The organism is Bacillus pfraonensis (assembly GCF_050768835.1).
Lineage (GTDB): Bacteria > Bacillota > Bacilli > Bacillales > Bacillaceae_G > Bacillus_A > Bacillus_A pfraonensis.
Genome location: NZ_JAHCDO010000037.1, coordinates 1 through 21,444, shown reverse-complemented (window position 1 = coordinate 21,444; position 21,444 = coordinate 1). Strand labels below are relative to the sequence as shown.

Here is a 21,444-nt window from a genome sequence, read left to right as displayed (position 1 = left end):
TAATTTTTTACTTGTTAAGTATGAGGGGGATTCCCCATTTGCAATAAAATATAATTTATTAGGAGGTAACACGTATGTTTAAAAAAGTTGCATTATCAATTGCTTCAGTAGCAGTAGCAGGTTCAGTTTTATTTGCAAGTCAAACGGTAACGGAAGCTGCTTTTTATCCGGTACAAAAAACGGGTTCTGGGCTAGATCTTCGCACGACTCCGACCATAAATGGCCTACGGACTGAATCAAACATTCCAGATGGCACTAAACTTTGGTTATATTGCTATGTGAATGGCGAATCTTATATGGGAAGTAAGGTTTGGGATTTTGTAGATGATAATGGCTATGGTGGTGAGTTAGATCAAGGCTATGCTCCTGACTATTTCATTAAAACTGGTTCATCCAAGCCAGTTGTTGGATACTGCGCTTTTTAATTAAAAAATAAGAAAACAGCCTCATCGGGCTGTTTTCTTTTTTACATAGTAATCTCAGTAGTAGTTACTGCGCTTACCTCATTTTTTGTTTGTTGATCTCGTACCACATCGGTAATTACTTTTACAGATGTAATATTGTTTGGAGCTTGAGATAAGAAACAGATAAGTGTAAGCTTCATTTTTTCCTTAGCATTTAAGCTTCGACTTTTCAGATCAGCATTCATTTTATATACATCTACTTGTTCACCATTACTTAAAATAAGTGTTTTAAAAGGCCCTTGTTCCAAATCCAGTACTTGATCTGAAGTATTCTCTAAAGTAGTTGTAAATTGTATTGCATTCATTTGCTCTGTACTTAGTCCTCTTTCTTTTAAGTTGTATTTCCCAATTTCACTTACTTCTGTACTCTGAATTACCTTAATTCTCTCTACTCGAATATGAAGAGGCCCTGCTTCTATCATTGTATTGGGCTCACTTAATTGCTTTAGAACCACTGTTCCAAGTGGATGCTTTGCTTCTTGTCCTACTTGTGTTAATGGCTCTGTATAAGGCTTTGCTTTCACATTCGTTTCAGCTATTGGAGCTTTTTTCGTATCAGATTCTACCTCTTTTTCAGAATTCGTTTGATTAGAACAAGCAGATATAAATATACATACAGATACAGTCATTAAAAAGGAATATACTTTTTTCATTTATGGGCTCCTTTATTACAGAATATAGTTCATATATTTATTACTGTTCTACACTTCTTAAATTATTGTAAATTAACAATGTATTTTTTTGAATATTAAAACCAACAATATATGCAATCTTATATTGAGAAAATTTATTGTTACATATTTTCGTGTCTGCTTCTTTCAAACATTTCTTTACTTTCATTTGAAGAGTTCGTGATAACAAAAATACCCGAAATAACCAATACCATTCCAAAAATATGATACCAGAAGAGAGGTTCATGTAATATAAAAGCTGATAAAATCACTGTGCTTATAGGCATTAAAGCTGTAAATACTGCCGCTGTCCCCGCTGATACTACTTCTAATCCTTGATTCATTAATAGAACAGCTAATACAGTAATTACAACTCCTGTATATAATACGAGTAACCACGCCAATGGAGATACAGTAAAAAAGTTAAAATTTAAGGATTGATATATCGCAGAAGGTAAAAATAATATCGCACCTGTCAAACTCATAATTGTTGTCATTGTTAAAGGTCTTAAAGGCGTAGAAATTAATTTCCCAAAAGAAAAGAAAATTGCTTCTCCAATCACAGCGCAGAAGATTAACATATTTCCTGTTAATGAGTGCGAGCCTACATTAAAATTTAAAAGTTGACCAAAAACATTGATAGACAATGTACCTAAAATAGTTAATAGAATCCCTCCTATTTTATTCATTCCTAATCTTTCTTTTAGAAAAAAATAAGAGATTAAAGCCATTATTGCAGGCGTGCAACTCATAATAATACCGCTATCTAAAGCTGTTGTTTGTTTTAAACCATATAATGTGCAAACACTAAATAAAAACACACCTATAAAACTTTGAAGAAAAAATATAATGTAATCCTTTTTTACTAGTTTAGGCATTTTTTCACCTTTATATAAAAATAAAGGAAGTAATATTAAGGAAGCAATTAGTAATCTAAGCTCTGAAGCAATAAATATAGGAAGTTCTTTAATAATGTACTTATTAACAATAACAAAACTTCCAATTGCAACCATTGCAAATGACATTTGAATATAAGCAATTGTTTGTTTGGACATATTGGATTCCTTTCTCACTAAATTGTTAGTATTACAAGCTTTATTTAGCATGTTGCTTGTTATTATTTTGATATTCAACTGGGTTACATAGCATAAGCTCTTAAGCCTTTATGAGTTGAAAGATCTTGTATGTATGATGATTTTATAGTTAATTACTCTTTGATTGAAAACTCGTATATAATAAATCGGCTCTTTTAGAAAACAAGAATTTCTAAAAATCATAACTAACAATAGCATGTAGCATCTTATATTTGCAAAATAAAAAATTGATTATCTTTTGAGAAATTTATACTGAATCGTCAACCATAGAATAAAAAAATTTTTTTTATGGTTATGCTTCTTATCCTTCAAAAACACTATTATTTTAAAATATCTTGCATATTTCTTTATTTTATTTGAATGCTTATATTTTCAATAAACTTTCTAGGTATTAATTTTGATGTTGAGAAAAATAATTATATTCAGAATATTATTGACGATTATTTTTTTAGAATGATACTATGAACAACGTGATAAACAAGTTTCAAATTAGCATCTAAACTCTATATGATGGCAGTGTAGCCAAGTGGTAAGGCATAGGTCTGCAAAACCTAATTCCTTGGTTCAAATCCAAGCACTGCCTCCATACATTTTAAGGGGGTAACATATGTCGAATTCAATGAATGTAAAAAAGAAAGGAATTCATCAATTAGTTGCATCAGAAGAAGAGATGATCAAGTTAATCAGTGAAGAATTAAAAAATACTACTCAAGAAGAATTAGTAATTATGTCAGGGCACTTTATGCTCTTTTTTGATGAAGAAACAAATAGCTTAACTCCTGGAATTATCGAAGAACAGAAAACAGATGTGATGAAAGAAAGGATTTCACGTAGAGTAGGTATATTCCCTTTATACACGTGGAATATCGGAATTCAATTAGGCGAGCAATTTTATGAACAATTTAGAGACATTAAATATCTACTATTAATTAATGATTGGCAATATGTTCCATCTACAAATACAAGCGTTAGTGATCTTCGTAAAGAGTTTTATGAGAGATATACAGAAATTCCAGAAGCTTACGTTACAAGTTTAGAAAAGAGTAAGCACTTTAATCAACAGAGTATCTTGTCTAGCCGAAAAAATCCGATCTTTTTCCCTGAAACTTGGCTTAAATATAGATTTCAAAAAAGTGCTAGTAAGCTAGTAAAAGAAGGAAAATTAGAAAAAAGAATGCTAAACGATCGAGAAAATCAATCCGAAGTATCATTTGTAGATGCGGATGGAAATTATAAAACATTAATTAGTTGTGGTGTAACTGGATGTGCAGGAGAAATTACAGAAATGATAGCTGAGGTACATAAGGCAGGTTATAGAGCATTGTTATTATTCGCACCTGGAGAATGTTACCAACCAGTACGTACAGGTATTGAAATTGCTCTTAATCTATATAATTTAACCGGGATGAAAGTTATTGTTGCGGATCCTGGTGGAAGTGGTGAAATGTCAAAAGAAGAAATCTATGAAAAAACCGTTAATTTCTCTGTGTTTTCTTCGTGATAAAGGAGGGCAATGCTTATGAGACAGGTGTACTTAGATTATGCTGCTACTACTCCATGTCATAATAAGGTGATCGAAGTGGTAGAAAAGTACATGAAAACAGAATTTGCAAATCCTTCATCTCAGCATGTGATGGGAAAAAAAGCACAGTATGCGGTGTATCAAGCGAAAAGTAAGATTGCAATTTCTATTGGTGCTCATAAAGAAGAAATAATATTTACTTCGGGAGCAACAGAAAGTAACAACTTGGCATTGTTAGGAGCAATTGATTATCATGAAAAAGAACCTGTAAATGTAATTCTCTCACCTATAGACCATAAATCGATTTTAGAGGTTGGAAAAGAGTTACAAAGAAGAGGTATTATCGTAAAATATGTGGACATTAAACGTGATGGAACCATTTGCTTAGATTCATTGAGACGCTTATTAGATGATGATACAAGGGTTGTTAGTTTTGCATATGTTAATTCCGAGGTGGGAACAATTCAACCTATCAATGAAATCTCTGCTTTATGCAGAAAGTATAAAACATTGATACATGTAGATGCTGTTCAAGCTTTTGGAAAAATACCAATAGATGTGAAAGAATTGGATATAGATGCTTTATCATTATCGGGACATAAAATTTATGGACCAAAAGGTATAGGCATTTTATATGTAAACCAGCACAAACAGGAATATTTCCGTCCTTTATTATTTGGAGGCGAACAAACATATTTACGCAGTGGAACATTACCAACTTCACTAATAGCTGGTATGGGCGTAGCAAGTGATATAGCTATATTAGAACTAAAAGAGAATTATGAAAAAGCACTGAAATTAAGAACAATTGTTATAAATCAAATTCAACAAGAAATACCCCTTTCTCGCGTAAATGTATGTATGGAAAATAGCATACCTCATATCATAAATATAATGATCCCAAATATTAGTTCAGAAACACTTATAGCAGGTATGAGAACTGTTTCTATTTCTTCGGGATCTGCTTGTAATTCAAACAGCTTAGAACCGTCATATGTATTACAAGAGATTGGATTATCAAAAGAAGAAGCTAATAGTTCTATTCGTATATCAATTAGTCCCTATTTAAGCGAAGAAGAACTTTTATACGCTGTTGATGAAATTATAGCTAAAATTAAAGATATTTATTGTGTGCAACAGGGATTTTAAAAATAATAGAAAAAAGCACTCTTTTTTCTATATATCTTCACAGAAAGAATCGTGCTTTTTTATGCTTCACAACAGTCTAAGATTTTAATAAAAAGTTATAACTTAAAACAATATATTTTCGAGAGTACCTCATAGTCCTAATAGGGCGGTGACATACTATACTTCCCTTCTTTCAATCAATATATAATTACCTTTATTTTTCATCCTAATTCTTTTTGGTTTACTTTCATGAAAAAACTAAAAAAATTAGAATCGTGGTGAGTTTAAAACCCTACTACTCCAAGAAACCCATGTTCTATATAGAACATGGGTTTCACTAATAAGATGAGTATATTTAATTGAAATTCTTACTATCGTTTATTCACTCTATCCGCTTCTTCGTCCACGTTTCGACCACTTCACCTGTATCCGTAACATCTAGTACTAAACTACCGTTACTATAGCGGTCTTTATTACGGAATGCTTTTGGATCTATTTCTTCGACAATCTGTTTTTCTGTTTTCATATAAACAAGTTCATCATCTCGAACAATTTCAATACCAACAATACGGTACGGATTACGTTTTAACTCTTTAAAGATAACAAGGCCGCGCTTCGCCCTTGTTGATTTCTCAATTTCAGAAGCTTTCAATCGCTTAACCGCGCCTCGCTGCGTGACAAGAATCAATTGATCTTTTTCACTATTTAACGGCTTACCAGAAGCAACATAGTCATCTTCTTTTAAATTAATCGCTTTTACACCAGCTGCTCTTACACCAACTGGACTTACTTCTTCTTCGCTGAAGATAAGTGCATATGCACCATGCGTTGCAAGAACAATATCACTTGTTCCGTCTGTTGCGAATATATCCACAACTTCATCATCTTTTTTCAAGTTTACAGCAACGAACGCCCTTGAATAGCGCTGAACTTTATACTGATTTAGTTCCGTTTTCTTAATCATACCATTTCGCGTTACAAACACTACGAAACGTTTTTCTTCCTCAAAACTCGGTACAACCGTTGCCCAAATTAACGTCTCATCTCGTTCAAGCGAAACAATATTCGCTACGTGCTGGCCTAAATCTTTCCAACGAATATCTGGCATCTCATATACTGGAAGATAAATATAGTTTCCTTTATTCGTGAATAAAAGAACTGTTTCTGTTGTGTTTGTATCGAAACGTTCGAGTAAGATGTCGCCCTCTTTCATACCGAAGTCTTTCCCGTTCGATGCATTATGTGAACGCCAGCCTGTTCGTTTCACATACCCTTCTTTCGTTACAGTAACGATGACATCTTCTTGTGGAATCATAACTTCCACATCAATTTTAATTTCTTCAATTTCTTCTTCAATAACAGCACGGCGTTGATCGCTATACGTTTTCTTTACTCTTTTTAAGTCCGCTTTAATAACTTGCAGAAGCTTTTTCTCACTTTGTAAAATCGCCTGTAATTCTGAAATTTTCTTTTGCAGTTCTTCTGCTTCTTTCTCCAGTGCGGTAATATCTGTATTCGTTAAACGATACAATTGCAGTGATACGATCGCTTCCGCTTGCGCTTCTGTAAATCCAAATTTTGCACTTAAATTATCTTTAGCATTACGTTTATCTTTAGATGCTCGAATTGTTTCAATTACCTCATCTAAAATCGATAATGCTTTCATTAAACCTGCTACAATATGCTGACGGTTTTCTGCTTTTCTAAGTTCATATTCTGAACGACGTGTAACAACTTCTTTTTGATGTCCAATGTACGCATCTAAAATCTTTGGTAAAGTCATAAGTGTCGGACGACGATTATTTATGGCTACCATATTGAAGTTATATGGAATTTGTAAATCAGTATTTTTATATAAGTAATTTAAAATACCTTCTGCGTTTGCTTCCTTTTTTAATTCCACAACAATACGAAGACCTGTACGATCTGTCTCATCACGGACTTCAGCAATCCCATCCAGTTTTTTATCTAGACGTAATTCGTCCATTTTTTTTACTAAATTCGCCTTGTTGACTTCATATGGAATTTCTGTAATAACAATTTGTTGTTTACCACCACGAATCGTTTCAACTTCTGCTTTTCCGCGAATGATGATTTTTCCTTTTCCTGTTTCATACGCTTTTTTAATCCCATCAATCCCTTGAATAATACCACCTGTTGGGAAATCAGGTCCTTTAATAACCGTTAATAAGTCATCTACCGTACTATTAGGTTTATCAATACGCATCATTGTAGCATCGATTACTTCACCAAGATGATGCGGTGGAATCTCAGTTGCGTAACCAGCTGAAATTCCTGTTGAACCATTTACTAATAGATTCGGGAACATCGCCGGCAGGACAACTGGTTCTTCACTCGTATCATCAAAGTTTGATACAAATTCTACTGTTTCTTTATCAATATCACGTAGTAACTCAGAGGCAATCGGTGATAGACGAGCTTCCGTATAACGCATCGCTGCCGCTGGATCACCATCCACGCTACCATTATTGCCATGCATTTCAACTAATACGTTACGTACTTTCCAATCTTGGCTTAAGCGCACCATCGCCTCATATACAGAAGAATCACCATGTGGGTGATAATTACCAATAACGTTACCAACTGTTTTAGCCGATTTACGAAACGGCTTATCATGTACATTTCCTTCTACATACATGGAATATAAAATACGACGTTGTACTGGTTTTAAACCGTCACGCGCATCTGGAAGCGCGCGGTCTTGAATAATATATTTACTGTAACGTGCAAAGCGATCGCCTAACACGTCTTCAAGCGGGAGGTCATGAAACTTCTCTGCTTGCATGTTATTCCACCTCCGTCTCCATAATCATTTCATTTTCTAAAATATTTCCTTCTTCTTGCATACCGAATTGTACATTTCGCTCAATCCATTTACGGCGTGGTTCTACTTTATCACCCATCAACGTCGTAACGCGGCGTTCAGCTCTTGCTGCATCATCGATTTTCACGCGAATGAGCGTACGCGTCTCTGGATTCATTGTTGTTTCCCACAACTGATCCGCGTTCATTTCGCCTAGACCTTTATAGCGCTGCAACATATATCCTTTACCGACTTTTTTCGTCACATCATCTAACTCTTCATCTGACCATGCGTATTCAATTACTTCGCTTTTTCCTTTTCCTTTACTTACTTTATATAAAGGTGGAAGAGCAATGAACACTTTACCCGCTTCAATTAACGACTTCATATAACGATAGAAGAATGTAAGTAGTAACACTTGAATATGCGCACCATCTGTATCAGCATCGGTCATAATTACAACTTTATCATAATTAATATCTTCGACTACAAACTCGTTTCCAACACCACCGCCAATTGCATAAATAATCGTATTAATCTCTTCGTTCTTAAAAATATCAGCTAGTTTTGCCTTTTCCGTGTTAATTACTTTACCTCTGAGTGGCAAAACTGCTTGGAAACGGCGATCACGACCTTGTTTTGCAGAACCACCAGCAGAGTCACCCTCTACTAAATATAGTTCGTTCTTTTGTGGATTACGTGACTGCGCAGGTGTTAACTTCCCGCTCAATGTTCCTTCCGAACGTTTTTTCTTTTTACCAGTTCTCGCTTCTTCTCTTGCTTTTCGTGCTGCTTCACGCGCTTGCGCTGCTTTAATCGCTTTTTTCACAAGAAGAGTTGCTACATCTGGATTTTCTTCTAAAAAGTACGCTAAGTGTTCTGAAACAACTGCATCTATAGATGAACGGGCTTCACTTGTACCAAGCTTCCCTTTTGTTTGACCTTCAAATTGCAGTAAATCCTCCGGCACACGTACAGAAACAATTGCTGCTAACCCTTCGCGGATATCTGTACCTTCTAAGTTTTTATCTTTTTCTTTTAATAATGAGACTTTACGCGCATATTCATTGAAAACACGCGTCATCGCCGTTTTAAATCCAGCTTCATGCGTCCCACCATCTTTCGTACGCACATTGTTTACGAATGAAAGGATGTTTTCTGAATAACCATCATTAAATTGAAATGCAAGTTCTGCTTCAATTCCATTTTGTTCACCAGCGAAGTATACAACGGGATGGATAGAATCCTTTTCTTCGTTTAAGTAAGAAACAAAAGCTTCAATTCCTGTTTCATAATGAAAAATATCTTCTAAATCATTTCGTTCATCTTTTATAGTAATTTTCATACCTTTTAACAGAAATGCAGATTCACGCAATCTCTCACATAACGTTTCATAGTTATAATTAGTTGTACTGAAAATAGATGGATCTGGTTTAAAATGCATCGTTGTTCCAGATTGCTTTGTTTTCCCGATTTTCTCTAGTGTCGTTACAGGAACACCGCCATTTTCAAAACGTTGCTCATATATATTCCCATCACGTTTAATGGTTACAACGAGCCACTCTGATAAAGCATTAACAACCGATGCACCAACACCATGTAAACCGCCACTTGTTTTATATCCGCCTTGTCCAAACTTACCTCCTGCATGAAGTACAGTTAAAATCACTTCAGGTGTAGGTTTTCCAAGCTTATGCATTCCCGTAGGCATCCCGCGCCCTTTATCAATCACACTAATACTATTATCTTTATGTATTACGACAGAAATTTCGTCGCCAAATCCCGCTAATGCTTCATCAACGGAGTTATCTACTATTTCGTATACTAAATGATGCAATCCACGGCTGTCCGTACTCCCGATATACATACCTGGGCGTTTTCGAACAGCTTCAAGGCCTTCGAGCACCTGAATTGCATCTTCGTTATATTGAAACTGATGCTTTGCCAAACTCCTTGCCCCTTTCCTAATCAAATCAGAACATATGTTTCTATTATAGAATAACGCCTTAACCATACTTTTGGCAAGTTATGTTATGTCTTTTATATACCATTTTCAATAGAAAAATCCTTGTTTTTTCACAAGGATTCCTCTAGGCTACTATTTCAGAAAAATAATCGTTTGTCAACGAGAAATGGATATGTATTCCAAATTACATACTCCACCATTTGGCAATTAGCCAAATGACAATTATCCAAAATGGGATAACAAGTAGCAATCCCCAAAAACAGCCTTTAAAAAATCTCATGATGAACACCTCGTTCATCTGCCCAGTTTTCAAGTAATTCCCTCTGAGCTGAATCAACCTTTCGTTTACACTGTCTATACTACCGTGTCATGGCGTGTTCTACTTTAATACAACGATCCATAATAACAGTATAGCCCTTTTCCTTTAAAAATTTATATGTATCTTCATCCTGTACTCCTAATTGTGCCCAAAAAATATCCGCATCAATCTCTACAAATTCCTTCGCAATGTCCATTAAAAATTCAGAACGACGGAATATATTAACGATATCAACATGCTCCTTAATATCTTTTAATGACGGAACAGCTTTTTCCCCTAGCACTTCATCTATGACCGGGTTTACTGGGATAATACGATATCCTGCATCCTGCATCGCTTTTGAAACCATATATGATGTACGTTCTGGTTTGTCGGATAATCCAACAACCGCGATAATTTTGCTATTTTTCAATACTTCACCAATTTCCGTACGAGTTGGGTTTTCAATTGTCATAGTAAATCCCTCCTATTCCTTTAGTATAGCCGATAAAGAAAGTCTCTTTCAACACGAAAGAGACTTTCTTTATTAATTCGTCGCAGCAGAGTTATCAGCTAATGTAGCTGTTTTCGTCATTTTTTCACCATTTCGATAGAATGTAACTTCAATTTTGTCGCCTACTTTTTTCTTTTCATATAAATATTTACGGAATTGAAGCGCATTTTCAATTTTTTGTCCATCTAACGCTACAACAACATCATATTGCTCAAGTCCTGCCTTTTCAGCTGGTGAAACGGAATAAATTTTACTTAAGAGAACGCCATTTGTAACATCTTTTGGTAACTTTAATTGCCCTAATGCATACGGTGGTAAATCTTCAAGCGATGCCACCCCAACTCCCATTGCTGGACGTTTGACCGTTCCATCTTTTTCAAGAGATTCAATAACTGGCTTTGCCACATTAATTGGAATCGCAAAACCAATTCCTTCTACTTCTTGCTGCGCAATCTTACTAGAGTTGATTCCAATGACTTCACCATTTTGATTAAATAATGCGCCGCCACTATTCCCTGGGTTAATTGCTGCATCTGTTTGAATAACTTGCGCTTGCCAATCTGGCTGTTTGTCACCATTAATATCAACCGGGATTTCACGTTCTTTACTACTAATGATTCCTTCTGTCACACTGCCATCAAAACCTAATGGATTCCCAATTGCAATTGCAGATTCACCCGCGCGAATTTTACTAGAATCACCAAGCGTTGCTACTTTATTTATATTAGATCCATCAATCTCTACAACAGCTAAATCTAACCAAGGATCTTTCCCAACTAATTTTGCATCCACTGTTTTACCATCACTTAGTTTTACTACAAGCTTGTTTGCTCCATCTACTACGTGATTATTCGTTACAATCAAAGCCTTATTCCCAGCTTTTTTATAAATTACACCTGATCCTGATCCAGCCTGGGCTTCTTCTTGTCCTGTCGGCTGCAATGCAAATGGATCAATATTTTTTTGCATATTCATTACACCGACAACAACCTCTTTCGCTCCTTCGATCATACCAGGTAGATCTGTTTCACCTTTTGTTTTATTTACAACAGGAACCACAGTTCCCTCTACTTTTGAATTAGAAGATAATGGCGATGAAACAGCTGTCCCGTTTCCATTTGCCCATGGCATATACGGAGCTGCAAAACTAATCGAAACCGCTCCGACAACTGCTCCAACTAAACCAGTGAAAAAATATCCTTTTTTGCTGCCTGATTTTCTAACTTCTCTCGTTTCACTATGCTCTTCATTCATATTCGGTCCGTCATAATATCCCATAATTGCTATCCCCTCTCTGCTGAATTCGTATTTTCAGTATAGTCACATTTTGTGTCCTTCTTGTGAACTCATCGTGAAATCCAATTAAAAAAATACTCTTATTCATTATTGTAGACAAAAAATCTATAATTTGTACATTTTCATCTACAAAAGAGAGTGTAAATGTACTATATTCCCAACTTATATATTTTTTCAACATATAAGTTGCTGCTGCGAAGAACAGAAGGAGACCTTCACTCGTTTCCTCCCTCTGTTTTCTACTTGGGCATGGGGCTAAAAAAGGATTTGACCGCTTTTAGCCATGGGGGGCGAATCCTCTCTTCCAACCAAAAAGAAAGATTTTCTATCGTTTTTTCAATTTGTATTACATAGTATTTAAGAACTATTCCTCGAACTTATATCCAACTCGAATGACAGTTCCGATATGTTTTGCTTTGTCACCTAACTTATTACGCAACTTTTTTATATGTGTATCGACAGTACGATCATCACCATAATAATCATATCCCCAAAGTTGATCTAATAAATGTTGGCGTGATAATACGATTCCTTTATTCTCCATTAAATAAACAAGAAGTTCAAACTCTTTATGTGTTAATATAATTTCTTCTCCGTTTACCGATACTGTACGCGAAAGACGATTCACATCGATTCCTGCCATAGAAAGTGCATTCTCTTCTGCCACCCCTACTGCCCCATCAGCGCGCTTTAACAAAGTTTTCGCTCTCGCAACTAATACTTTTGGACTAAAAGGCTTTGTTACATACTCATCAGCCCCAAGCTCAAAGCCTAGCAATGTGTCATCTTCATCAGAACGTGCTGTAAGCATAATAATTGGTACTGCTGACTCTTTTCGAATGCGGCGACAAACAGACCAACCATCTATTTCTGGTAACATAATATCTAACATAATTAAATCAATTGTATGTTCAGCAAATAATTCTAACGCTTGTTTTCCATCTTCAGCTTCTATCACTTCAAAACCTTCATTGCGAAAATAATCACTAACAATTTCACGTAATCTTCTTTCGTCTTCAACAAGTAATACCGTTTTATTCATCTGACCTATCCCGCCTTTTTACTCTTTCAATCGAATCATACGTTGATTGGAGCTTCCGCGAAATGGAAGTGTTAAATCTCTTTTTTCAAGTTCAAACCTTCCATCGACCAGAACATCTCCATAATGTAACAATTCTATCATATCATTATTTTGAGAACTCTGTATCTCTTCTAACGTATAACCTGTGTAAATCCATAAGTTTTTTTTCAAAGCCTTTACCGCTTTTGCTACCATCTTCACTTCAGTAGCTTGAAAAAATGGATCTCCACCTGAAAATGTTACATCAGTAAGCGGATTTTTAGCAATCTCTTTTATAATTTCTTCTGTAGTCATTTCAGTACCATTACAAAGGTTCCACGACTTAGGATTATGACACCCTAAACAGCGATGCGGACAGCCCGCAAAAAATACGACTGTCCGCAACCCTTCCCCGTCTACAACACTATCATGAATAATATTCATTACTTTCATTTATGCTTCACCCGATCCGCTTCTTCACTGCGTTTTGCACTATTCCATTTCGACATATCTCCTACCAGATATCCCGTTATCCGGCGAATCCGTTCTATTTCATTCTCATTCTCGTTTCCACAACTTGGACATTCATTTTCGATGACCCCATGGTAACCACAGCACTTACAACGATCAACTGGATGATTAATTGATCCATATCCTACTCCATACTTTGCCATTGCCTGCACAATTTGTTTTAATGCTTTTTGATTATGAACTGCCGCTCCATCTAATTCAATATACGTAATGTGTCCGCCATTACAAAGTGCGTGAAATGGCCCTTCTAAACGTATTTTATCAATTGCTTGAACCCGGTAATAAACGGGTATGTGGAACGAATTTGTATAATAATTATGGTTTGTCACACCACTAATGATTCCAAATTCATCTCGATCTCTTTTCACAAACTTGCCTGATAATCCTTCCGCAGGAGTTGCAATTAAAGAGAAATTCAGCCTGTGTTCTTCCGCGGCCTGATCCATCTTCTCTCTCATAAAGGTCACAATTTCATTTCCAAGATCCCATGATTCTTTATCTTCCCCATGATGTTTTCCTGTTAAAACAACTAAACATTCTGCAAGACCGATAAAACCAATACTTAACGTTCCTTGTTTCAAAATTTCAGCAACAGAATCTTCAGGATGCAGTTTTTCTCCGCCCCGCCATACTCCTTGTGAATATAAAAAGTGAAAATCTCTTGCCTTTTTGGTACACTGGTAAGCAAATCTTTCTAATAGTTGACAAATGCCAAGATCCACATAATAATGTAAAGCTTCAAAAAATGCTTCTTTTGAACCGCTAATCAATGCCAATTTCACTAAGTTAATAGAAGTAAACGATAAGTTCCCTCTTCCAATTGCGGTCTCTTCCCCATGAATATTAGACATAACACGCGTACGACAGCCCATATAACATACTTCGCTTTCTGGACGACCATCATAATGCGCTGCATTAAATGGCGCATCTAAAAATGAAAAATTCGGGAACAACCGCTCAGCAGTCGTTTCTAATGCCAATTCAAACAAATCATAGTTCGGATCACTCTCTTCAAAATTGACACCTTTTTTCAGCTTAAAGATTTGGATAGGGAAGATAGGTGTTTCACCTTTTCCTAATCCAGCCTGCGTCGCTCGTAATAATTGCTTAATTAATAATCTTCCTTCTTTCGATGTATCCGTTCCGTAGTTAATAGAGATAAACGGAACTTGCCCACCTCCCCGGCTATGCATACTATTAGAATTATGAATAAACGCTTCACAAGCTTGATACGTATCGTTTTCTGTTTCCTTCCATGCAAATTCTTCTACTTGCTCTTTTGTTAACGGATACGCCCCTAATCTGTTCTTATTTCTCTCAAATGTTTTTCTCACATACGGTGCTAAATCAATATCAAATAAGGCAAATGATTGACCGCCGTGCTGCATGTTCTGGTTTGCCTGAAAAATAATCGAAGAAAGCGCCAACGCGCTTTTAATATCTTGTGGTTGTCTCATATGTCCATGCCCGGTATGAAATCCTTTTTCAAGCATTTGTGCTAAAGGAATTTGCGAACATGTTGTCGTACCTGTCGCATAAAAGTCTAAATCATGTGGGTATAATATATTTTGATTGATTGCTTTTTTTACTTCTTCAGAAAGTAACTGTTCCATTGCATAATATTTGGCGCTCTCAGATGCAAATGTTCCCATCATTCCCATTGGAGATCGTCCGTCAACATTTGCATTTTCTTGCATTAAATCTTGCTCATTCCCGTGGACAATTGTTTCAAAAATCTTTATTAATTCTTCTCCACGCGCACTTTGTTTCATCATTTTTCAAACCCCCAACAATATCTTGTTAATTCACTAACAAAATGATACAACATATAGTTCTAATCAATCTGTGAGAAATGTAACATTCCTGTGAAAGTTTTTTTAAGAAACTTTGAATTTTTCATTTACAAAAAAGAAATGTGCTCTTTACAAATGTATGGTACAATATACGGGAAAAACTCTTTTTACCCTTTATCAACACATTTGAATAAAGGAGACTGAACTTATGCTTATTACATATCTTTTATTTATCGTTGCCTATTTGCTTGGCTCGATTCCATTTGCACTTGTTGTAGGAAAAATTGGTTACGGAATCGACATTCGCGAGCATGGTAGCGGTAATTTAGGAGGAACGAATACATTTCGGACGCTAGGGAAAAAAGCAGGTTTTATCGTTACAATTGCTGACATTTTAAAGGGAACGTTAGCGACAGCACTGCCGTTAATTTTCGCCTTAGATATCCATCCCCTTTGGTTTGGATTAGCTGCAGTTCTTGGACATGTATATCCGATTTTTGCAAAATTCCGCGGCGGAAAAGCAGTTGCAACTTCTGCTGGAGTACTCTTATGCTACGCGCCAATTATTTTTGTAATATTAGCCGTTGTCTTTTTCACCCTGCTATTTACAACGAGATACGTATCGCTTTCTTCTATGGTAACAGCAATCGTAGCTGTTATTGCATCAATTATTGACGGGGATAAAATCTTCATTGTTGCGATGTGTTTATTAGCTGGTATGGTTATTTATAGACACCGTGCAAATATTGGACGAATTATAAATAAAACTGAACCAAAAGCAAATTTAACAAAGAAACAAAAGTAAGGTTGTGACCCACATAACGCAAAAAGAAAACGCAAAGCATATTAATAGCGTCTTTTTGCGTTATTTTTTATACTAAAGAAAAAGCAACATAACTTGGAGGAACTATACATGAATCTTTCCGTAACAAAAGAAGCAGTAAATTGGTATAAAGATGAATTAAACTTACAATCTGGCGATACACTTCGCTTTTTCGTACAATATGGTGGTTGTAGCACTGTTCAAAAAGGACTTTCTTTAGGAATTCGTAAAGACGATCTTGCACACCCTGCTGTTCAAATCCAAGAAGAAGGCATTACTTTCTTCGTTGAATCGGATGATGAATGGTTCTTTGATGGACATGACTTATCCGTTACACTTAACGACGGTGACGACTTCCCTCAATTTAATTATGAAAAATAAAAAAGTGTGGCCCAGGGCCACACTTTTTTATTTTTTCTTAATTTCTTCATATTTCGCATACCACTCAGGATATAATTTCTTAAAAGATACAGGACGAAAACCCTCTTTTTTCGCACAAATATTTGTTGTTGTAGCGGTAATACAAAGGTCTCCATCACCATTATAAATTTCATATCCGTAAATAACACGAAGTGGACTAACTGAGTCAATCCATGTTTTCACAATTGCTTTTTCTCCATAACGCATTGCTTTCCGATATGAAATTTGCAAATCTAATACGGGAGAAATAACGCCTTCTTTCTCCATTTCAATATATGAAAACCCTAATTCTTGTATTAATTTTGTACGCCCTAATTCCAGCCATACTAAATAATTTGAGTGATACACCACACCCATTTGATCTGTTTCCGCATAGCGGATCTCAATTTCGTGTTCTGCTACAAACATATCACAATCTCCTTCTCACTTCTGTTTCCTCGCATACATTTAATCATAATACAGTGAAATCAAAAATAAAATAGAAACGATGGATCTTTTTACTGAAAGGAGCGAGTATATGATTCAAATTGTAACCGTTCGTAGCGGTGATAGCGTATATAGCTTAGCGTCAAAATACGGCACTACACCTGAAGAAATTGTAAAAGACAATGGACTTAATCCAGCTGAAACACTTGTTGTCGGTCAGGCACTAATTGTAAATACGAAAGGGAATAACTATTACGTACAACCTGGAGACAGCCTTTACCGAATTTCTCAAACATATAACGTTCCTCTTGCGAGCTTAGCAAAAGTAAATAACTTGTCATTAAAATCCATTCTTCACGTCGGCCAGCAGTTATACATTCCAAAAGGCTCAAAACGAGCAATAGAATCTATTGCCTATTTGCAGCCTTCTACTATTCCAATTAAAGAAAGTTTAGTGAATGCCACACGGGCTATTATTCCTTATCTCACATATTTAGCCTATTTTAGCTTTGAAGCATTGCGCGACGGAACCTTAAAAGAACCAACTGAAACTGCAAGAATTGCTCAAATTGCTGTGCAAGGTCAAACGATTCCTATGCTCGTGATTACAAATATTGAAAACGGCAATTTCAGTGCTGAATTAGCCTCTATTTTTTTACGGAGTGCTACCATTCAAAACAAATTTATTACTAATATTCTACAAACAGCTGAGAAGTATAATATGCGTGATATTCATTTTGATTTTGAAAATGTTGCGCCAGAGGATCGCGAAGCATACAATCGTTTTTTACGAAATGTAAAAACAAGACTACCAGAAGGATATACATTAAGTACAACACTTGTTCCCAAAACGAGTTCTCAGCAAAAAGGAAAATTTTTTGAAGCACACGATTACAAAGCACAGGGAGAAATTGTCGACTTTGTCGTTATTATGACATATGACTGGGGATGGCAAGGTGGACCACCGATGGCTATATCTCCTATCGGTCCCGTGAAGCAGGTAATTCAATATGCAAAATCTCAAATGCCTCCGCAAAAAATTATGATGGGACAAAATTTATATGGTTTCGACTGGAAACTTCCCTTTAAAGAAGGAAATCCTCCTGCAAAAGCAGTGAGTTCTGTCGCAGCTGTTGCACTTGCTCGTAAATATAATGTGCCAATTCGTTATGATTTCACAGCACAAGCACCACACTTTAATTATTTTGATGAAAATGGTGTGCAGCACGAAGTATGGTTTGAAGATGCTAGATCTGTTCAAAGTAAATTTAATTTAATAAAAGAACAAGGTATTCGCGGGATTAGTTATTGGAAAATCGGGCTTCCTTTCCCGCAAAACTGGCGCTTACTCGTGGAAAATTTCTTGATTACAAAAAAAGGCTGACAACTGTCAGCCTTTTTACCCATTATACTCAGATTCATCTTTTATTTCACTTTTCAATGAATCAATACTTTCTAAACGGCGCTGATTTTTCGCTTCAATTGCAGCGCGATCTTTTTCATTCGAAACCTCTGCAGTTTCTTTTGCCTCATTAAAGTTATCAATCGTGTTTTGTACCATTTCTTGCAATTTTTCTACATTATCACTTCGATCATCTGGATTCGCTTTATATTGCTCTGTCATGCTATTTCCCTCCTAATTGAGATATACATACCATATTAGCTTTCCAAAAACGAATTAGATTATGTATGCACATAAAGAAAAGGAGAATGAGAACATTCTCCTTTTCTTTAACCGTTATCCACAATCGGTTGTTTTCCTGTCTGGTCTTGCATTTGCTTCCCTTTATTTCCACCAGCTTTTTTTGACTGTGTTCCAATGTGATCTGGTGCAAAATCTTTTGAATTCTTTTTTGGATTACCCATTATAACCGCCTCCTTACTACTAGTATCATACTAGTAGTAAGAATTATTCAGCCTGCTTAAAAAGTTGCATTTCATAACGCTTTTCAATTCGCTCTTCAATCCGTTCAATTGCATCACGATCGCTTAATAGTTGCCTTTTATTTTCCCTCACAAGTTCTTCAAATGATTTCCGACGACTTCTTCTCATGCTGCTCATCCTTTCTCCTTCTCTTTCTTACTAGTTAGTATGAGCAAATGAAAAACTCTTTAATCAGATTTGCAAGAAAATTTTATGTTTTATGTGGTCCCGCCACATCGCTATCAAGCTAAGAGATACTTACTTTTAATAATATGAGCGTTGGACTCCCATCCACTTACCACTTCACTATATTTATTTATATTGTTTACTGAGAAAATGAGAATAATACTTTTGTATAACTTTTTGATGGGAATATATTTTTCTTCCATTTGCATGACCCTTTTAATATAAATACCACTTTTAGTATAAATTCACTCATTGAACTTCCACATCTAATAAGATAATATGGGCAAGATATTATTGTTATAAAGACTATTTAAAGCTACAAAGTGAATAAGTAATAATGCTAAATATTTTAAAGGAGGATATGTAATGAGTAATAAAAACAAAAATGCTACAAATTCTAAATCCATTGAGGTTGATTTTGATTATATGAGATCCGCTATTACCGAAGAACACTCTCTTTTAAATGGTGAGGAACTTCTGAAGAGAGATGAGAACGATGTAGAAGTTGCATACAGATATGATCAATTAGGAAGGGTTATATCAGAAACTAGTAGTCCTGGAATCGAATTTGAAGCATCAAGAAGATACCCACACAATCTCAGTGAAGAACAAATAGACGATATATGATACTGATCTGAAAAATTGAAATGAAGCAATTCGACAGCTCGTAGAGAAAGGGTTAAGTCGCAAATAACGGCTTGCCTTTTTATTTCAATTAAAAACCGACAAATCCAATTTAAAATCTTTTATGACTCTCCGAATTCAATTTCACATCATCCAATACCTATCGCGTTACTAACCTAATAAAAATAGCAATACAAACAAATCTGAGAAGTCATTTTCTAATTATGAACAATATTTTTTGAAATATATTCCTGAAAATGAAAAAAGAGCTGGGATTCTTCTTTCCAGCTCACTTATTAATTGATTCTGTATTTGTACATGTAGCAAAATGTTAATCAATTATTTTCATCAAACTCATTATTAATTGTAATTTTTATCGGATTTTTTTCATCAAATCCATTTTCAACGGCATATGTTACAGTTTGTGTACCTGATCTAGATGTATCTATAGTAGAAGATAACACTGTAACTCTGCTTGATACATCTCCATTATTAATTTCCTTTGATTTTATATTTGAGTTAGATGGTTCTCTTTTTGTATCTTTCATAGTTCTTGTCCTCCTTATTTGTTGTTTGAAAAAGAATAATTATTTAGCATATAAAAATCCTTCATATTTTAAGCATACAAAGCCACTTTGATACATTCTATATTACGCTCTTGATTATTATCTAAAAGGGATACCGCCACATCGCTATCAAGCTAAGCTCATGTAACGTCAATGATAAGCAAGATTGTTTCTTTTTTTCGAAAGTCTATATGTAGATGCTTTAAAGATTTGCATACGAAATAAACCCTAATGGGTTTACTTTTTTGAATTAAGCCGCTTGATTATCAGACATGGGACAATTGTAAACGACACCTAAGGTTCTGTTGCAAAGTTTTTCTAAATGAGGCTACATTCTAGAAAAAAAGAACAAGGAGAATCACAAATGCGATACTTTAAAGAAAAACGATAATAGTAGCCGTGGGCTACTATTATCGTTTTTCTTTAAGCTATCGCGATGTATCTGAAATTCTGAAAGAACGTTGAGTTTCCGTGTATCCAACAACAATCATGCGTTGGGTGCACGAATATGGCAATTTGATTTATCAAATTTGGAGAAAAAAAACAAAACTGCACACCATGCTTGGCATTTAGATGAGACGTACATCAAGGTGAAAGGAGAGTGGTGTTATCTCGATCGTGCGATTGATCAAGAAGGATACAACTTCGTAAAACAAAGGATCATCAAGCCGCCTATATGTTTATGAAAAGATTAGTGAAAGTTTTTGGAGAACCAACAGTTCTCATAGGGGTCACCATACATACCATTAAGCTAAGATTTTAAAGTACCCCCTAAACGGAAATCTTTGGTACCGAAGTTCATTTTTATCGTTTTGGGGTAATTCTCAACTCTTAAGTTGATGGGCATGGGGTGGGACCCCACATCCATCAACTTAAGGATTTGGACTATTCTTGAAGTTAAAAGCACGTTACCATTCTCTTATATTAATGAGAAAGGGTGACGTGCTTTTTATGAATATGCATCAAAAACAAGAGTTGTCTTTATTTGCCGAAGAGTTATATCGATATATGTCTCCCGCTACACTTAATCAATTGGCTATAGAAGCAGGCGGCATGAAACGAAAACGTAAATGCCACGGGCATCATTTTTTATCTTTGTGTGTATGGTTAAATCAACAGGTCGCTACTACCTCTCTTACTCAACTTTGTAGTCAATTAGAAACTTCAACAGGAGTTTTATTAAGTCCAGAGGGACTTAATCGACGATTTAATTCGGCTTCTGTAGCCTTCTTTCGAACTGTATTTATTACACTTCTACAAGCTAAAATTGGAGGGTTATCTAAGATTTCTCATTCTCTTTCTGCTTACTTTGAG

The 21,444-nt window shown here is 35.4% G+C and carries 21 protein-coding genes, 1 tRNA gene and 2 pseudogenes; 10 read left to right on the top strand and 14 right to left on the bottom strand.

From position 1 onward, the window contains the following. The first annotated feature begins 74 nt into the window (after positions 1 to 74). A complete protein-coding gene (locus KFD70_RS24805; RefSeq protein WP_336453844.1) occupies positions 75 to 425 on the top strand; it encodes a hypothetical protein in 351 nt (116 codons plus the stop codon). 41 nt (positions 426 to 466) lie between these two features. On the opposite strand, the gene KFD70_RS24800 is transcribed toward KFD70_RS24805, so the two are convergent. Together KFD70_RS24800 and KFD70_RS24795 are read right to left on the bottom strand one after the other, a co-directional pair. Beyond that, on the bottom strand, positions 467 to 1,117 hold the full coding sequence (locus tag KFD70_RS24800; RefSeq protein WP_336453845.1) for a hypothetical protein: 651 nt from the start codon (positions 1,115 to 1,117) through the stop codon (positions 467 to 469). 140 nt (positions 1,118 to 1,257) lie between these two features. Beyond that, positions 1,258 to 2,190 (bottom strand): DMT family transporter, encoded by a 933-nt coding sequence (locus KFD70_RS24795; RefSeq protein ID WP_336453846.1) that lies wholly within the window; start codon positions 2,188 to 2,190, stop codon positions 1,258 to 1,260. A gap of 551 nt (positions 2,191 to 2,741) precedes the next feature. Between KFD70_RS24795 and KFD70_RS24790 the strand changes: the two genes are divergently transcribed. From KFD70_RS24790 to KFD70_RS24780, 3 genes are all read left to right on the top strand, one after another. Further along, a tRNA-Cys gene (locus KFD70_RS24790) sits at positions 2,742 to 2,815 on the top strand. Between the two features lie 21 nt (positions 2,816 to 2,836). Further along, entirely contained in the window at positions 2,837 to 3,730 is an 894-nt protein-coding gene (locus KFD70_RS24785) for an LPD16 domain-containing protein (RefSeq protein WP_336453847.1), read from the top strand. An 18-nt stretch (positions 3,731 to 3,748) separates the two neighbouring features. Further along, on the top strand, positions 3,749 to 4,900 hold the full coding sequence (locus KFD70_RS24780) for a cysteine desulfurase family protein (RefSeq protein ID WP_254610082.1): 1,152 nt from the start codon (positions 3,749 to 3,751) through the stop codon (positions 4,898 to 4,900). 361 nt (positions 4,901 to 5,261) lie between these two features. On the opposite strand, the gene parC is transcribed toward KFD70_RS24780, so the two are convergent. The 7 genes from parC to KFD70_RS24745 form a co-directional block, all read right to left on the bottom strand. Continuing rightward, positions 5,262 to 7,685: a DNA topoisomerase IV subunit A gene (gene parC / locus KFD70_RS24775; RefSeq protein WP_336453848.1), complete on the bottom strand. Its 2,424-nt coding sequence runs from the start codon at positions 7,683 to 7,685 to the stop codon at positions 5,262 to 5,264. Position 7,686: 1 nt separating this feature from the next. After that, a complete protein-coding gene (gene parE / locus KFD70_RS24770; protein WP_431613450.1) occupies positions 7,687 to 9,651 on the bottom strand; it encodes a DNA topoisomerase IV subunit B in 1,965 nt (654 codons plus the stop codon). A gap of 377 nt (positions 9,652 to 10,028) precedes the next feature. Continuing rightward, on the bottom strand, positions 10,029 to 10,442 hold the full coding sequence (locus KFD70_RS24765; RefSeq protein WP_336453850.1) for a CoA-binding protein: 414 nt from the start codon (positions 10,440 to 10,442) through the stop codon (positions 10,029 to 10,031). Positions 10,443 to 10,514: 72 nt separating this feature from the next. Next, positions 10,515 to 11,759, bottom strand: coding sequence for a S1C family serine protease (locus tag KFD70_RS24760; RefSeq protein WP_336453851.1), 1,245 nt, complete (start codon positions 11,757 to 11,759; stop codon positions 10,515 to 10,517). A 382-nt stretch (positions 11,760 to 12,141) separates the two neighbouring features. Next, positions 12,142 to 12,819, bottom strand: a complete 678-nt coding sequence (locus tag KFD70_RS24755; protein ID WP_003199064.1) for a response regulator transcription factor — start codon at positions 12,817 to 12,819, stop codon at positions 12,142 to 12,144. A gap of 18 nt (positions 12,820 to 12,837) precedes the next feature. Then, positions 12,838 to 13,290, bottom strand: a complete 453-nt coding sequence (gene nrdG, locus KFD70_RS24750; protein WP_336453852.1) for an anaerobic ribonucleoside-triphosphate reductase activating protein — start codon at positions 13,288 to 13,290, stop codon at positions 12,838 to 12,840. Then, complete coding sequence (locus KFD70_RS24745; RefSeq protein ID WP_336453853.1) at positions 13,287 to 15,143, bottom strand: anaerobic ribonucleoside triphosphate reductase; 1,857 nt, start codon at positions 15,141 to 15,143, stop codon at positions 13,287 to 13,289. The genes nrdG and KFD70_RS24745 overlap by 4 nt, the downstream gene beginning before the upstream one ends. Before the next feature lie 226 nt (positions 15,144 to 15,369). Between KFD70_RS24745 and plsY the strand changes: the two genes are divergently transcribed. Beyond that, on the top strand, positions 15,370 to 15,966 hold the full coding sequence (gene plsY, locus KFD70_RS24740; RefSeq protein WP_336453854.1) for a glycerol-3-phosphate 1-O-acyltransferase PlsY: 597 nt from the start codon (positions 15,370 to 15,372) through the stop codon (positions 15,964 to 15,966). 108 nt (positions 15,967 to 16,074) lie between these two features. Further along, positions 16,075 to 16,365 carry a HesB/YadR/YfhF family protein gene (locus tag KFD70_RS24735; RefSeq protein WP_336453855.1) on the top strand — a complete coding sequence of 97 codons (291 nt, stop codon included), beginning with the start codon at positions 16,075 to 16,077 and terminating at the stop codon, positions 16,363 to 16,365. A gap of 27 nt (positions 16,366 to 16,392) precedes the next feature. Here the strand turns inward: KFD70_RS24735 and KFD70_RS24730 are convergent, their stop codons facing one another. Continuing rightward, on the bottom strand, positions 16,393 to 16,812 hold the full coding sequence (locus KFD70_RS24730) for an acyl-CoA thioesterase (RefSeq protein WP_003199074.1): 420 nt from the start codon (positions 16,810 to 16,812) through the stop codon (positions 16,393 to 16,395). Positions 16,813 to 16,921: 109 nt separating this feature from the next. Here KFD70_RS24730 and KFD70_RS24725 point away from each other — a divergent pair, with 109 nt between their 5' ends. Then, positions 16,922 to 18,214 (top strand): glycoside hydrolase family 18 protein, encoded by a 1,293-nt coding sequence (locus KFD70_RS24725; RefSeq protein WP_336453856.1) that lies wholly within the window; start codon positions 16,922 to 16,924, stop codon positions 18,212 to 18,214. Between the two features lie 15 nt (positions 18,215 to 18,229). Here KFD70_RS24725 and tlp read toward each other — a convergent pair whose 3' ends face one another. From tlp to KFD70_RS24710, 3 genes are all read right to left on the bottom strand, one after another. Beyond that, entirely contained in the window at positions 18,230 to 18,454 is a 225-nt protein-coding gene (tlp, locus tag KFD70_RS24720) for a small acid-soluble spore protein Tlp (RefSeq protein ID WP_241816344.1), read from the bottom strand. Positions 18,455 to 18,561: 107 nt separating this feature from the next. Next, positions 18,562 to 18,696, bottom strand: coding sequence for an acid-soluble spore protein SspN (sspN, locus tag KFD70_RS24715; protein WP_000527986.1), 135 nt, complete (start codon positions 18,694 to 18,696; stop codon positions 18,562 to 18,564). A gap of 43 nt (positions 18,697 to 18,739) precedes the next feature. Next, the gene (locus tag KFD70_RS24710; RefSeq protein WP_174103775.1) at positions 18,740 to 18,883 is read right to left on the bottom strand and encodes an FbpB family small basic protein; all 144 of its coding nucleotides are present in this window, start codon (positions 18,881 to 18,883) and stop codon (positions 18,740 to 18,742) included. 423 nt (positions 18,884 to 19,306) lie between these two features. Between KFD70_RS24710 and KFD70_RS24705 the strand changes: the two genes are divergently transcribed. Continuing rightward, positions 19,307 to 19,567 carry a hypothetical protein gene (locus KFD70_RS24705; RefSeq protein WP_336453857.1) on the top strand — a complete coding sequence of 87 codons (261 nt, stop codon included), beginning with the start codon at positions 19,307 to 19,309 and terminating at the stop codon, positions 19,565 to 19,567. 332 nt (positions 19,568 to 19,899) lie between these two features. Here the strand turns inward: KFD70_RS24705 and KFD70_RS24700 are convergent, their stop codons facing one another. Then, complete coding sequence (locus KFD70_RS24700; protein ID WP_336453858.1) at positions 19,900 to 20,112, bottom strand: hypothetical protein; 213 nt, start codon at positions 20,110 to 20,112, stop codon at positions 19,900 to 19,902. Between the two features lie 405 nt (positions 20,113 to 20,517). Here KFD70_RS24700 and KFD70_RS24695 point away from each other — a divergent pair. Continuing rightward, positions 20,518 to 20,854 (top strand): annotated as a pseudogene (locus KFD70_RS24695) (IS6 family transposase); the annotation flags it as partial. Between the two features lie 227 nt (positions 20,855 to 21,081). After that, a pseudogene (locus KFD70_RS24690) lies at positions 21,082 to 21,444 on the top strand (IS4 family transposase); the annotation flags it as partial.